The organism is Winogradskyella costae, assembly GCF_013403865.1.
Classification (GTDB): Bacteria; Bacteroidota; Bacteroidia; order Flavobacteriales; family Flavobacteriaceae; genus Winogradskyella; species Winogradskyella costae.
On the sequence record NZ_JABFDK010000004.1, the window covers coordinates 192,781 to 207,878 of the forward strand.

Below are 15,098 nucleotides of genomic sequence, written 5' to 3' on the forward strand. Positions count from 1 at the left end.
AAACGGAAAAAATTGAACATTAAAAAGGGTTGTCCATGCTTATTAAGAATTCTTACTAACTAAAACGTTTTCGGATTACATTTTTATGATTTCTCTAATTTTCTTCAAAAATTAAGTGTTATTCATAATAAAAAGATAGCGATAATGCAGACTTAATGAAACCCTACTTTGGCTATAATTAATGACATACAAATTATAATAATCATAGCATACAGCAATCTCAAACTAAGATTACGGCATAAAAACATGCCACAAATAGCTAATAACGCCATAAACCCCGTCTCTAATCTTGTACATAGAATACTTAAAATCAATACAATAAACAACAAATGCACCCATTTACTTTTGGGTTTCCATAATATAGCTATTGCAACAATAAATTCAACAGCCACTGTAATCCATGAAAAAATGCGACTAAAAAGACCAAGACTAGGGAAGATATTTGTTAACACAATGCTTTCTTTAAGATTTGGATCAGTAGCTTGCAACTCTATAATCTGATCCGAATTACTCTTAGCTACCTCTAAACTTTCAGAAAATAAAGGATGTAAAACATTAAAAATAAAACCTCTATTCATCATATAATAATAAAATTCACCGCTCATAAACTGGCTAGATATTAGTTTTTGTATCGCTGATGTAGCTACGACTATAACCAAAAGCATTTGAATGTTTTTTAAAAGAATATGACGCCGTTTATGATAAAAGTAAAGAATTACTGAAAGCACCATAAATGTCAGTACAAAATGATGATTTCCTACTCTAAAATAAAATGGATAAAGATCAAAAACGAGCAGTGAAAAAAGCGCAATCCAAATAACGATATACCTTGTTTTACCTTGTAAAAAGAACCAGCTGAATATTGCCAGTATCAAAATTGGGCTTTTCCATATACCGTATTGTTCAGCCATTATAAAAATATATGTCGCAAGGAAAAAAAGTAAAAACTTAGTGCCGAGTGCAATATTATCCTTTAATGTATTTTGTATGTCTGACCAATACTTCACAAATCTTGATTTTTCAGTTGAATTTCATTAATCAAAACTCTTGAATACGTGCCATTACTAGAGTTTATACTAGGCTCCCATAATTGCACTTGAACGCTATCTTTATCTGTAGTTTCTAATACTAGTTTCGCTGCATTATAAAAATTTGCGTCATTAGGCATTATCATTAGTTTTCGGAATGCATTCTTAATAACAATGTTATTATCCACTAAAGAATCTACTGACATCCCAGGAATATAAATTTGATCATAATAAAAATGAATTTTGGTATACATACCATAACCCCCACCTTTCCATCTATTTAGATTTTGATAATGAACTAAACTTAATTGGATAGCCACAACAATAACAGCAAGGCTAGGGACACCATACTTTAAGATAAACTCATTTTTTATCTTTATCATTAGTTAATTTATTTTAAGCAAAAACCCTTCTGACTTTTTAATCAGAAAGGCTTCTAAAATATCTACCTTCGTTATTATATTACTTAGAGTACTTAAAAGCCACCATTCCTAACGGAGGAATCGTAATATCCACTGAATAATCTCTAAAATGCCAAGGGTCTAATTTCGTTTTATTTGTTTTATTTATGTATTGACCAGTACCAAAGTATTTCTTTAAATCGCTGTTAAACAACTCTTTCAAATTTCCTTTTCGAGGGACTCCAATTTTATAATTTACTTTAGGAACCGGAGTCATATTACAAACAACAATAACATCCTCTTTTTCATCTTTTCCCTTTCTAATATAGGTAAATACAGAATTCTCAGCATCACCATGATCTATCCATTCAAAACCGTCCACATCAAACTGTTTTTGATGTAATGCAGGTTCTTTTGCGTAAAGTGCGTTTAAATCTTTAACTAATTGTTGCACTCCTTTATGTGGATCGTACTGCAGTAAATGCCAATCGAGACTTGTCTTGAAATTCCACTCATCACTTTGCCCAAATTCGGCTCCCTGAAATAATAAATTAGTTCCAGGATGTGTAAACATATAGCTATAAAGCAACCTTAAATTAGCAAAACGTTGCCATTCATCACCAGGCATTTTACCTAATATAGAACTTTTGCCATACACAACCTCATCATGACTCAACGGTAGCATAAAATTCTCTGTAAAAACATAGGTCATTGAAAACGACAAATCATTCTGATGGTACTTTCTATACACAGATTCTTTACTAAAATATTGAAGTGTATCGTGCATCCATCCCATCATCCATTTCATCCCAAAGCCTAACCCCCCAATAGATACAGGTTTAGAAACCATAGGAAACGCTGTTGATTCTTCTGCAATAGTTTGTACATCTGGGAAAGCAGAATACACCGCTTCATTCATTTCTCTTAAAAATGACATGGCTTCTAAGTTTTCTCGTCCTCCAAACATATTTGGTTCCCATTCACCATCTTCTCTACTGTAATCTAAAAATAGCATCGACGCTACGGCATCTACCCTAAAGCCATCTGCATGGTACTGATCTAACCAAAAAATAGCATTACTAATTAAAAATGATTTTACCTCGTTACGGCCATAATTAAATATTAAACTTTTCCAATCTTGGTGATAGCCTTTTTGTTTGTCTGGATGCTCATAAAGTGCAGACCCATCAAAAAAACCAAGTCCGTGTGCATCTTCAGGAAAATGCGACGGCACCCAATCGAGAATAATACCAATATCATTTTGGTGTAATTTATCAACTAATAATTTGAATTCTTCAGGATATCCAAAGCGTGATGTTGGTGCAAAATACCCAGTAACCTGATACCCCCAAGACGGATCATAAGGAAACTCCATTATTGGCATTAACTCCACATGCGTAAAATTCATCTCTTTAACGTAGCTCACTAATTCATCAGCCAATTCTACATAAGACATAAAACGATTTTCTTCAACTTTCTTTTTCCAAGATCCTAAATGCACTTCATAAACAGAAAACGGAGCATCTAAAGCGTTATTTTTTTTACGCTTTTTCATCCATTTGGTATCCTTCCACTTATAATTATCATCCCAAACGATTGAGGCTGTATTAGGATTGTGTTCAGCACGCCTTGCGTACGGGTCCGCTTTTTCGGATTTTATATTATTATTACTACTAAGAATCTTGTATTTATACTTGCTACCTTTACCTGCACCAGGAATAAAACCTTCCCAAATTCCACTAGAATCCCAGCGTACATTCAATTTATGCTCGCCTTCTGTCCAATAATTAAAATCCCCTATTACAGATACCATTTTTGCACTAGGAGCCCAAACAGCAAAGTACACTCCTTCTACTCCATCTAAAGTCGTAATGTGCGAACCAAAATTTTCATATAAACGATAATGCTTTCCAGATTTAAATAGATTAATATCAAAATCTGTAAAACGACTGTGTGCTATGACTTCTCCCATAGGTTAAAGTACGAAACCTTTAGGGATAACTGCACCTTTTTTAATGACTACAATACCTTCTTTTACAACATATGTCTCTGTTTCTGTATCATCAAGATGAGGACCTCCATTGATCCTTACATCATCCCCAATGCGAACATTTTTATCTATAATTGTATTTTTAATAAAACAACGCTCACCTATTCCTACTAGGATTTCAGTATTGTTTTGATGAATTCCTTCTAGCGATTCGTAATCATCATTACCCATCATATAGGTATTAATAATCGTAGAATCTTTACCAATCCGTGAACGAATACCAATAACAGACTTTTCTATTTTAGCTGCCCCAATAATACACCCTTCTGAAACTACAGCTCTATCTAAACTCGTCCCTGAAATCTTTGAAGTAGGAAGTATGCGAGCATTGGTATATACACGTTGTTTAGAATCGTAAAGATTAAATTGAGGGATATCGTCAGTTAGACCAATATTGGCTTCAAAAAAGGAATCTATATTTCCAATATCTGTCCAGTACCCTTCAAATGGATAACTCACAGTTTTATATTTGTCGATAGATTGTGGAATAATTTCTTTTCCAAAATCTACAGTACTTTCATCTGCCATAAGCTTAATTAGCAACTCTCTGTTAAAAACATAGATACCCATTGAACCTAAATATTCTCGACCTTGACTTCGCATCTCATCTCCAACATCAGATTTCCAATCGACTAATAAATCTGAAGATGGTTTTTCAATAAATGATGTGATTACATTATCTTCATTAGACTTTAAAATCCCAAAAGATGTTGCATCTTTTGCATTAACAGGATATGTTGCAACAGAAATATCAGCTTTACTCTCTATATGTTTTTGAATAATGTCATTATAATCCATTTGATACAATTGATCTCCTGATAAAATTAGTGCATATTCAAATTCATGCTGTAAAAAATGATCCATACTTTGTCTAACAGCATCAGCTGTTCCTTGAAACCATTTATCACTTTTTATAGTTTGCTCCGCAGCAAGTACATCTACGAATGCAGAACTAAAAAAACTAAAATGATAAGTGTTCTTTATATGTCTATTTAACGATGCAGAATTGAACTGTGTTAAAACATACATACGTTTCATATCCGAATTAATACAGTTAGAGATTGGTATATCTACCAACCTGTATTTACCTGCAATTGGCACAGCTGGCTTAGAACGTTTTTCTGTTAATGGATATAATCGAGACCCTTGGCCTCCTCCTAGTATAATTGACAATACTTTATCGTTTATCATAGCTCATATTTAGTTTTTAGATTAGCGTGAATTTTTTAGTTTAGTTTATAGATTTATATAAGTTGAGATACGCTTTTGCAGAAACCTTCCAAGAATGATCTATACTCATAATTCGTTTTCTATTAGCCTTAAATTCCTTCTTCTCATTATAAAAGTCTTTTCCTCTATTGATAGCAAGCACTATATCTTGCAGGGAGACATCATTATGACAAATACCAAAACCTTGGTCCTCTATATCAATCACAGTGTCTTTTAACCCTCCAATACGTCGCACGACCGGTACGGTTCCGTACCGTAACGCATACATTTGGTTTAACCCGCAAGGCTCTACACGCGATGGCATTAACAAAAAATCTGCACCAGCATAGATAATATGCGAGAGTTTTTCATCATAACCAATAAATGCATTATAATTTCCACTATGGCGAGGTATTAAATCAAACAATTGTCTCTCGGTATCTTTAGAGCCAGACCCTAAAACAATGACTGATATATCCTTTGATTGTAATGCATGGTCCATAGCATAAGGCAAAAGTTCTGCACCTTTTTCACCTACTAAACGACCAATAAAGGCAAATAAAGGCTTGCTTTCATCTAAATTAAACTGAGAACACAACCACTTTTTATTCTCTTTTTTGCCCGTTTCTACCGTTGTCTTCTTATAGTTTTTAATAATATATTTATCTACCTCCGGATTCCACACATCTGTATCTATACCATTTAAAATTCCAAAAGCTTTAGAGTTTTCATGAGACAATAAAGATTCTAGTCCGTTAGCGCTATATTTTAATTCTTCCATATAACTTGGTGAAACTGTTGTGACACGCCAAGCACATTTAATCGCGGCTGCTAATGGATTTATCACGTCATCCCATAATAATAGACCTACGTTTTCGATATTAAACCTTGGTATCTTATAAAGATTATCGTAAGCCATCCAGCCTTGGTATTGTGCATTATGAATAGTAGTAATGACAGGTATTTTATTTAATGATTCATATTTATAACTTTCTTGAGCCATAAAAGGAATTAAACCTGTGTGATGATCGTGACAATGAATAATATTTGGTTTTTCTTCTAAACCTAATATCCAATCTAAAGCTGCTATTTGAAATACTAAAAAGCGATCAATATCATTGTCTGTATACACTTGCTCAGTGTAAAGTAAATTGTCTACGTGAACAAAGAAAATATCGAACTCTAAGACCGACGCATCTTCAATTTTTAAAATATTATACGGTAACTCTTCGCTACCTAATTTTAAGTGAGCTTCATATACGGAAGCAAACTTATGTGATTGTGTGAATTTATTATTATAAAAAGGCATAATAACAGAACTATTGGCATCTATTTCATTTTGGTACTTAGGTAAAGCACCTACAACGTCCGCCAAACCACCTACTTTTGCAATTGGATAGCATTCTGCACTTATATGTATTATTTTCATTAAAAACCTATTCATTAATTGTTGCTGCTGTTAAATTTAACAATAATTAAAATAAAGTCAAGCTTATTTTGAATGTAATTTCAAATAAAACAGCGATTATTTCGTAATGAATAAAAGATCTTAACGACTTAACCAACAAACAACAATTTTAAAAATTTTTAGATTTTGAAAAAGATAGCATTATTAACGATTATTAGTTTATTTCTTAGCTGTAATAGTTCGGCCCAGAAAACAGAAAATAAAGCAAAAGACACCTTTGAGATTACAAAAACGGATGCTGAATGGAAAGCTCAACTCACCGATGCTCAGTATAGCGTTTTAAGAAAGGCAGGGACAGAACGTCCATTCTCTAGCCCATTAGATAAAACCTACAAAGAAGGAATTTACCATTGTGCAGCTTGTAACACCCCCCTATTTAAAAGTGAGCATAAATTTGACTCGGGTACTGGTTGGCCAAGTTTTGATCGTGTTATTGAAGGTAATGTTGCCTTTGGTACAGATACTAAAATAGGATATACTAGAGACGAAGAGCATTGTGCCACTTGTGGAGGCCATCTAGGACATGTCTTTAATGATGGCCCAACGGAAACTACAGGTAAGCGCCATTGCATTAATGGTGTCGCTCTAACATTTGTTCCTGCTGAAGATTAATTCGTTAAAACGACATTTTGTTTTCAATACCACAAGATGATGACGTTAGCGCGTATGCTTTTCTCAAAAAACAAAACGTAAAAAGCTCTAAAACGATTGTAGTAATTTAATAGCTGAAAAATACATTTCTGTACTTATAATTAGCGATATAACATCAAACTATAATATATTATAGTGTGTTTAATGTTATATCGCTAATTTTATACAACTAAATTAAACGTTATGGATCAGTCCTATTTACCTAGTGCCATCAAACAATTTGAATACTATAAATCTCTTGGAGATAAAACGATAGAACAACTTTCGTTTAACGAATTACAAAAAGAGTTTTCTAAAGGTTCTAATTCCGTAGCCATAATTATAACACATCTTGTTGGTAATATGCTAAGTCGTTGGACTAACTTTTTAACAGAAGATGGAGAAAAAAAATGGAGACAACGTGATGATGAATTTAATGATAATTTTGAATCAAAAAGGGAATTATTAGACACTTGGAACAGAGGATGGGACTGTTTATTTTCAGCTCTTGCTCCTTTACATCCATCAGATTTAGAGAAAGTCGTTTACATAAGGAACCAAGGACATTCGGTTACCGAAGCTATCAATAGACAAATGATGCACTATGCCTATCATGTTGGTCAGATTGTATTTATTGGTAAATTGATAAGAGGTGCTGATTGGGAATCATTATCTATAGCTAAAGGACAATCTAAAGCTTATAATACCGACAAGTTCCAACTAGACAAACGACGTACGCATTTTACGGATGAGTTATGATCATAATCCCTTAATAACAAGCTCTCAACTTTAAATATCCACTTTGAATACACATATCACAATTTAAACGTTTTGGAATTTGGCATTTTCTTTTTGGAATTTGTTATTTTTGTAACTTCAAAAATTCAATAAAAAAACTTACCCATGAGTAAATACGATATTATAGTATTAGGAAGTGGTCCTGGTGGCTACGTAACTGCAATTAGAGCGTCGCAATTAGGATTTAAAACTGCTGTTGTAGAAAAAGAAAGTCTTGGTGGTGTGTGCTTAAATTGGGGTTGTATCCCAACTAAGGCCCTTTTAAAATCTGCTCAAGTATTTGAATACCTTAAACATGCTGAAGATTACGGACTTAAAGTTTCTGGAGCTGAGCACGATTTTGACGCTGTTGTAAAACGTAGTCGTGGTGTTGCTGAAGGCATGAGTAATGGCGTAAAATTCTTAATGAAAAAGAATAAAATAGATGTTATTGAAGGTTTTGGTACCCTAAAAACTGGAAAGAAGATTGATGTTGACGGCACTATATATTCTGCTGATCATATTATAATTGCAACAGGAGCACGCTCTCGTGAGTTGCCAAGTTTACCACAAGATGGTAAAAAAGTAATTGGCTATAGAGAAGCAATGACTTTAGAAGCGCAACCAAAAAAGATGATTGTTGTGGGGTCTGGAGCTATTGGTGTAGAGTTCGCCTATTTCTACAATTCTTTAGGAACAGACGTTACTATAGTAGAATATTTAGACAAAATAGTACCTGTTGAAGATGACGATGTCTCTAAGCAATTAGAGCGTAGCTTTAAAAAATCTGGTATTAAGATTATGACCTCTGCCGAAGTAACTTCTGTAGATACGTCTGGATCTGGTGTTAAAGCTACTGTAAAAACTAAAAAAGGAGAAGAAGTACTAGAAGCCGATATCGTATTATCTGCTGTTGGTATTAAATCTAATATCGAAAACATTGGTTTAGAAGATGTAGGTATTGCTGTTGATAGAGATAAAATCTTGGTTAACGATTTCTACCAAACTAATATTCCTGGTTATTATGCTATTGGAGATGTTACTCCAGGACAAGCATTAGCACACGTTGCTTCTGCCGAAGGAATTCTTTGTGTAGAAAAAATTGCTGGTCAGCATGTAGAAGCTTTAGATTACGGTAATATTCCTGGTTGTACGTATTGTTCACCAGAAATTGCAAGTGTTGGTTTAACTGAAGCACAAGCAAAAGAACAAGGTTTAGATGTGAAGATTGGTAAATTCCCATTCTCAGCATCTGGAAAAGCAAGTGCTAGTGGAGCAAAAGATGGATTTGTTAAAGTAATTTTTGATGCTAAATACGGTGAATGGTTAGGTTGCCATATGATTGGTGCTGGTGTTACCGATATGATTGCAGAAGCTGTTTTAGGTCGTAAACTAGAAACTACAGGTCATGAAGTACTAAAAACAGTGCATCCTCACCCAACAATGAGTGAAGCTGTTATGGAAGCTGTTGCAGCTGCTTATGATGAAGTAATTCATTTATAAGCCCATTCCAACCTTCCCTTTAGGAAGGAGTTCTTATTCGGATGGTTCAATATATTATAAATGCGATTCAAAATTGAATCGCATTTTTTTTGTTTAAAACTTAAGTCCGGATTTTAAAATAAAGCTAGAATTATTGCCATAGTTATAATTGTAACCATAACCTGTGTTATTTATTTGGTAATTAAACCCTGCATTAATAAAAGCATCCTTATTTATATCGTATTGTAAGCCCGTAGATATTGAAACACCTACATCAGAAGACAGACGTTGCTGTACTTTGTAAAAATCTATTTTAGCACCAGACAGCAGACTCAATTTTTCTGATATCTTCACTTTAAATAACAAAGGAACCTCTATTAAGCTCGCTTCAGCATTTAAAAATTCAAACTGACTTGCGGTAAAAGAAACAGTTTTAGTTAAGAAAATCCCATTAACTGCTAAATCCCAATTTTGTGACGCTAAATCTTCTTGAAAGGTAGCAAATTGTGAGCTCTACTGTCCAAAACATGGTGTCGTAGACATTAGATACATACTTAAAAAAGTAATAAGGCATATCTGGTGTTTTAAAGAAAATGTCATGTAGTCAATAGTTATAGCACTATCAAAAATAGCTCATTTTCAATTATATCAAACAACTGCTTAGTTATAAATTAGTTAAATAATCTTAATACGTAATTTAAAGTTAAAAAGGGAACTTTAACACCGCAGTTAATCTCTTTTCGAATAATGGCCTTTCACTGATACTAAAATCGTGTAGCCTACTCCAAAACCTATGCTTCTATTTTTACCAAATTAGAAGGATAGCATTTCTATTATATTCAAAGGTTTAGCTGTAAAAAACAAAAAAGTTCCAGAATTATCTGGAACTTTTTTTATGCTATTTTTTTAGGATGGCTAGATTAAAACATGAATCCAACACCAAATTGCCAAACTTCATTTTTTCCATCTACGTTTTCAAATAAGGTATCGTCTTCAAAAATGCTAGTTAAGCCCATTGTATAACGTGCACTTAAAAAGAAACCACTGTCAAATTTATAAGAGGTTCCTAATGCTAAACTGGTGTCAAAATCCTTAACGTAAGAATCGTCTTCATCAATTTCAAAATCTCCACCATCAGAATTTGGTTCTAAATCAAATTCTTCGTGAATCTTAAATCCAAATTGTGGCCCCGCCTCTACACTTAATCCTTTTACTAAATACACTTTAAGTAATAATGGTACTTGGATATAATCTAGTTGGTATTCTACATTTTGATCGGTATCAAAAACGTTATCCTGATCTCTTTCTAAGATATCAAAACCTTGTCCTGAATAAAATACCTCTGGCTGAAATGAAATACGCTCAGAAAGTGGAATTTCTGCAATTAAACCAGCATTGAAACTTGTTCTTGAATCCACATCATCAAAATCGTCACCAGTAAGTTTAGAAAAGTTAACACCTCCCTTGGCCCCTAGCTGAATCGTTTTTGAATCTGATTGCGCACTAACAGATGTTAATGCAAATAAAAATGCTCCTGTAAAAACTATTAATTTCTTCATAATTTATGATTGTTTTATTGGGTTTAAAACAACAAAACTAATAGCCAAAACAGCAGTAACAATAAGGCTTAACAGCAGTTTAACAAGTTTTAAGATTTACCTAAAAAACAATCGGGAATGTTTAATAATTACATCAACTCAATGACTAAAATCATTGACTCTATTGAAGAAATTATCGGAATTTACAAGCGATACCCCAAACCTAAAAATAACCCATTTGGAGTAATTTCTTGAAAACCTATGGTGTATTTCATGTGTAAATCTACACTCGGAGTAAAATTATAAGCAAATCCTAAATCAGCTCTAATTTTAAGTTTCGCATTAAAAAAATCGAAGAAATAATTGATACTCGGACCGACGAGAATGTTAAATCGTTCGTCTATATTATATTTTAAATATATGGGCGCATTCAAAAAATTAAAATCGCCAAGACTTATAAAAAGTAATTCGGGTTGTAGGTGAAAATCATTTTCTACTTCAAAATCGGCAAACGCACCCGCATAAAATCCTAGTTGTACATCTGTATTTTCTCCAAAATTAGATTCGGCCACTTTAAAAAAGGTAAAATTAAGTCCACCTTTAATACCAAATTCAGTTTGAGCTTGAACACCAAACGAGCTACTTATAACACTAAAAATTAATAGGATTTTAATAAGATTCTTCATGCAAGTCAATTTAAATAGTTTCAAAAATTACAGTTCTCAATTCTTTGAGATTATTATAGTAAGCGTTAATTAGAGGTAAAACTCTCTATAGCTAACTCATAACTCTGTAAACCAAAACCTAAAATAACTCCTTTAGCGTTAGGAGAGATAAATGATTTATGTCTAAATTTTTCTCTTGAAAATGTATTAGAAATATGCACTTCTACAACTGGAGTTGTAATAGCTTTGACGGCATCACCAATACCTACAGACGAGTGTGTATAAGCTGCTGCATTTAAAATAACACCATCGTAAGTAAAACCAACCTCTTGTATTTTATCTATAAGTTCGCCTTCTATATTAGACTGAAAATGCTCTAGAGCCACATTAGGATACTTTTCTACAACAGAATCAAAAAACTCCATAAAAGTGAGGTTACCATATATATTGGTTTCGCGCTTACCTAATAGATTAAGATTAGGACCGTTGATGATAATTATTTTTTTCATATGTTTTTTCTATTTTTTAATTAACGTCACATGCTGTGTGCTATTAAACACTTCATTTGAGACAAAACTCTCAACATGCTAGTTTCATGTAGTAAATATATAAAATATGCGCATAAAAAAACCGAAGCAGATGCTTCGGTTTTTTTTAATATAATAAGTTTCTAATTAGAAATGTAGAGCGAAACCTACACGGAATTCTAAAATACCTTCGTCAGTAAAATCTTCATTCATTGAAAGATTGTATCTAAGACCTGGCTCAATAGAAATGTTATCCGCAACAAACCATGCATAACCACCTTGTAAACCAAGCCATAATGGTGTTTCATCACCAAATACATCGTCTCCAGAAGCTCCTGTTAAATCAATTTGCACAGGAAATTGACTAGCGATATAGTATTTTGCCCCAACTTTATAGCTAAATGAAGATGCACCATCGAAATCATTGTAACCTAAACCAAGTTTGATCGCTAAATCATCCATAATAAAGTAACCTGCTTCACCACCAACAGACCATACCGTAGTATCATCAACAGAGTATAAACCGATTCCCGTGTTAGCAGTATGACCGAATTCACCAGCACCAAAACCAGTGTTAGCTTCTACTAACCAAGAACCTTTAGTTAAAGCGCTTGAAGTAGATTCTTCTTGTGCACTTACATTTGCAAATCCTAATACTGCAACTGCAGCTGTAAACAATAATTTTTTCATAATTTAAGTTTAAATTTGATAATTAATTTGGTCGACAAAAGTAGACTTTACTCCCATAGTACAAATCCTAATTATGTTAAAATATAGTGCGTTTCGTCGATATTAATCGTGTTTCAGCTATAAAAAAGGCTAATTACCTCATTTCTAAAATATAAAAATTTCATAACTATCTTAATTAATAACCTAGAGTTAATTAAAAATCATCGATATCTTTATAACCATTATAAGCTGTTATTCACGCAAAAAAAGAGAGGAGCTTTACCGCTTTAATAGTTGCAGTTTATTACCAGTTTGAATTAGTAATCATTTTAACTAAAAGGCAAGATAAAATAGATGCTGCTTTTACACCTTTATATATCGCAAATTACTATTTTTAACCATGAATTGGCAACAAGCATTAACGGATTACAAACACTATCTTAGAATAGAACGTGGCTTGTCTCATAACTCTATTGAGAATTATAGTTACGACATAAAAAAACTCATACTATATATTGAAACACATGCCATAAAAGCATCACCTCTTACCATAGACATTCATACAGTTAAAGATTTTATTTATTCCGTATCAAAAAGCCTAAATCCAAGATCGCAAGCGCGGTTAATTTCGGGGCTTCGTAATTTCTTTGATTACCTCATTTTTGAAAATTACAGAACAACCAATCCTTTAGATTTAATAGAATCCCCTAGAATAGGTAGAAAGTTGCCCGATACCTTATCGATTTCTGATATTGACAACCTCATTAAAGCCATCGATTTAAGTCACCAATATAATGGAGTCAATCTTGGCGAACGCAATAGAGCTATTATTGAAACCTTATATAGTTGTGGTTTGCGCGTTAGCGAATTAATAGAATTAAAAATTTCGGATCTATTTTTTGAAGAAGGTTTTATTAAAGTTACTGGTAAAGGAGACAAACAGCGTTTTGTACCCATTGGAGGAACCACTCAAAAACTCATTAATATCTGGCTTGCGATTAGGAACCATATTGATGTACACCCCCATTCTAAAGACATCGTCTTTTTAAATTATAAAGGAGGAAAACTGACACGAGCCATGATATTTACCATCATAAAAAAGCTTGTAGAAAAAACCGGATTACAGAAAAATGTATCACCACACACCTTTCGGCATTCCTTTGCTACACATTTATTAGAAAACGGTGCAGACCTTAGAGCTATACAAATGATGCTTGGTCACGAAAGCATTACTACCACTGAAATATATATGCACGTCGACCGCTCACATTTAAGTGATATATTAAATAAGTACCACCCAAGAACATAATGTAAAAAAACATCATTATTTTTGTGACAATCGTATTGCTTTGGTGTCTTAAAACAAAGAGAAAATGATGAAACTTCCAAGTCTACATATAAGAAATTACAGGTCAGCCTTTTATAAAACCCGAGAAATCTCCGAACCTACAATAGAAGACGAGAAGTATAGAATAGCGTTAGAATTATCTAATGTTGGTATTTGGGATTGGAACATTGTTACCAACAAAGTATTTTACTCAAAAGAATCGAAACAAATCATAGGATATTCGAACCATGAATTAAAAAACACCTCTGAATTTTGGGATAGTAAAGTACATTTAGATGACAAAGAAACGTATTATAATGAATTTAAGTCTCTATTAAAAGGCCATATTGAATTATACGAGAACGAATACCGTATTCAATGTAAAGATGGTAGTTATAAATGGATTTTAGATAAAGCAAAAGTTGTAAAAAGAGATTCTAAAGGTAAACCCTCTCATATTATTGGTACACATACAGATATTACCAATTCTAAAGATAAAGAAGCCCAACTTAAGAATAACCTACAACTTATAACGAGCCAAAATAAACGTTTATACAGTTTTACCCATATTGTTTCTCATAATTTAAAAACACATATAGGGAATCTAAAAAACATATTAGAATTTTATGATGAAGCTGGTTCGGAAACTGAGAAAGTAGAACTGGTTGAGCATTTAAAGTCTATATCAGATTCTTTAACCACAACGATCGTCGATCTTGATGATATTGTAAGTATAAAATCTAAAATTAATATTAGTCAGCTTAACGAACGTGTAGACCTGCATGACTTTACAAATAAAATTATTGAAAGTCTAAAAATAGACAGCGACAAACAAGGGGTTACCATACACAATGCTTTGAGGAAAGATGAATCGATGTTAACGAATAGATCTTATTTAGAAAGTGTGTTTTATAATTTGATTTCTAATGGTATTAAGTATTCAGATCCTAATAAAAAATCTCAAATCGTCATTCAATCCATTCACACTAAAGATTCGGTTAAAATTCTTATCTCTGATAATGGTATTGGTATTGACATGAAGAAGTATAAAGATCAAGTATTTCAAATGTATAAAACCTTTCATGGCACTGAGCGATCCGATTCTAGAGGTATTGGTCTATACATCACAAAAACGCAAGTTGAAGCTTTACAAGGGGAAATTTTAATGGAGAGCACACTAAACGAAGGCACGGCATTTTCTATAACTTTCAAAAACAAAAAGAACTCTAATTAAGGAATCACTAACGATCCCACATTTTAATTAGCTTAAAATAAGACATAAAAAATCCGGTATAATACCGGATTTTTTATGTCATATATGTGTTTT

General features: G+C 32.9%; 15 protein-coding genes. 5 read left to right on the plus strand and 10 right to left on the minus strand.

The genetic code is table 11. The features are described from left to right. Positions 1 to 152: 152 nt before the first annotated feature. The 5 genes from HM986_RS11085 to HM986_RS11105 form a co-directional block, all read right to left on the minus strand. The gene (locus HM986_RS11085; RefSeq protein WP_179335156.1) at positions 153 to 1,007 is read right to left on the minus strand and encodes a hypothetical protein; all 855 of its coding nucleotides are present in this window, start codon (positions 1,005 to 1,007) and stop codon (positions 153 to 155) included. Then, positions 1,004 to 1,411 (minus strand): hypothetical protein, encoded by a 408-nt coding sequence (locus HM986_RS11090; RefSeq protein ID WP_179335157.1) that lies wholly within the window; start codon positions 1,409 to 1,411, stop codon positions 1,004 to 1,006. The genes HM986_RS11085 and HM986_RS11090 overlap by 4 nt, the downstream gene beginning before the upstream one ends. Before the next feature lie 79 nt (positions 1,412 to 1,490). Next, positions 1,491 to 3,401, minus strand: a complete 1,911-nt coding sequence (glgB, locus tag HM986_RS11095) for a 1,4-alpha-glucan branching protein GlgB (RefSeq protein ID WP_179335158.1) — start codon at positions 3,399 to 3,401, stop codon at positions 1,491 to 1,493. 3 nt (positions 3,402 to 3,404) lie between these two features. Then, positions 3,405 to 4,670 (minus strand): glucose-1-phosphate adenylyltransferase, encoded by a 1,266-nt coding sequence (locus HM986_RS11100; RefSeq protein WP_179335159.1) that lies wholly within the window; start codon positions 4,668 to 4,670, stop codon positions 3,405 to 3,407. Between the two features lie 40 nt (positions 4,671 to 4,710). After that, positions 4,711 to 6,117, minus strand: coding sequence for a glycogen synthase (locus tag HM986_RS11105; protein WP_179335160.1), 1,407 nt, complete (start codon positions 6,115 to 6,117; stop codon positions 4,711 to 4,713). Between the two features lie 165 nt (positions 6,118 to 6,282). Between HM986_RS11105 and msrB the strand changes: the two genes are divergently transcribed. The 3 genes from msrB to lpdA all read left to right on the plus strand — a co-directional run bounded on the left by msrB (position 6,283) and on the right by lpdA (position 9,066). After that, entirely contained in the window at positions 6,283 to 6,768 is a 486-nt protein-coding gene (gene msrB, locus HM986_RS11110; RefSeq protein ID WP_179335161.1) for a peptide-methionine (R)-S-oxide reductase MsrB, read from the plus strand. Positions 6,769 to 6,990: 222 nt separating this feature from the next. Further along, the gene (locus HM986_RS11115) at positions 6,991 to 7,545 is read left to right on the plus strand and encodes a DUF1572 family protein (RefSeq protein WP_179335162.1); all 555 of its coding nucleotides are present in this window, start codon (positions 6,991 to 6,993) and stop codon (positions 7,543 to 7,545) included. 144 nt (positions 7,546 to 7,689) lie between these two features. Continuing rightward, on the plus strand, positions 7,690 to 9,066 hold the full coding sequence (lpdA, locus tag HM986_RS11120; protein WP_179335163.1) for a dihydrolipoyl dehydrogenase: 1,377 nt from the start codon (positions 7,690 to 7,692) through the stop codon (positions 9,064 to 9,066). Positions 9,067 to 9,159: 93 nt separating this feature from the next. On the opposite strand, the gene HM986_RS11125 is transcribed toward lpdA, so the two are convergent. The 5 genes from HM986_RS11125 to HM986_RS11145 form a co-directional block, all read right to left on the minus strand. Next, the gene (locus tag HM986_RS11125) at positions 9,160 to 9,399 is read right to left on the minus strand and encodes a hypothetical protein (protein ID WP_179335164.1); all 240 of its coding nucleotides are present in this window, start codon (positions 9,397 to 9,399) and stop codon (positions 9,160 to 9,162) included. Between the two features lie 566 nt (positions 9,400 to 9,965). Beyond that, positions 9,966 to 10,604 (minus strand): porin family protein, encoded by a 639-nt coding sequence (locus HM986_RS11130; RefSeq protein WP_115808532.1) that lies wholly within the window; start codon positions 10,602 to 10,604, stop codon positions 9,966 to 9,968. A gap of 182 nt (positions 10,605 to 10,786) precedes the next feature. Next, on the minus strand, positions 10,787 to 11,269 hold the full coding sequence (locus tag HM986_RS11135; protein ID WP_179335165.1) for an outer membrane beta-barrel protein: 483 nt from the start codon (positions 11,267 to 11,269) through the stop codon (positions 10,787 to 10,789). Positions 11,270 to 11,334: 65 nt separating this feature from the next. Then, positions 11,335 to 11,757, minus strand: a complete 423-nt coding sequence (gene aroQ, locus HM986_RS11140; protein ID WP_179335166.1) for a type II 3-dehydroquinate dehydratase — start codon at positions 11,755 to 11,757, stop codon at positions 11,335 to 11,337. Positions 11,758 to 11,922: 165 nt separating this feature from the next. Continuing rightward, complete coding sequence (locus HM986_RS11145) at positions 11,923 to 12,465, minus strand: hypothetical protein (RefSeq protein ID WP_179335167.1); 543 nt, start codon at positions 12,463 to 12,465, stop codon at positions 11,923 to 11,925. A 379-nt stretch (positions 12,466 to 12,844) separates the two neighbouring features. On the opposite strand from HM986_RS11145, the gene xerA reads away from it, so the two are divergent. Beyond that, positions 12,845 to 13,753, plus strand: a complete 909-nt coding sequence (gene xerA, locus HM986_RS11150; RefSeq protein WP_179335168.1) for a site-specific tyrosine recombinase/integron integrase — start codon at positions 12,845 to 12,847, stop codon at positions 13,751 to 13,753. A 64-nt stretch (positions 13,754 to 13,817) separates the two neighbouring features. Then, the gene (locus HM986_RS11155) at positions 13,818 to 15,005 is read left to right on the plus strand and encodes a PAS domain-containing sensor histidine kinase (protein ID WP_179335169.1); all 1,188 of its coding nucleotides are present in this window, start codon (positions 13,818 to 13,820) and stop codon (positions 15,003 to 15,005) included. The last annotated feature ends 93 nt before the right edge of the window (positions 15,006 to 15,098 follow it).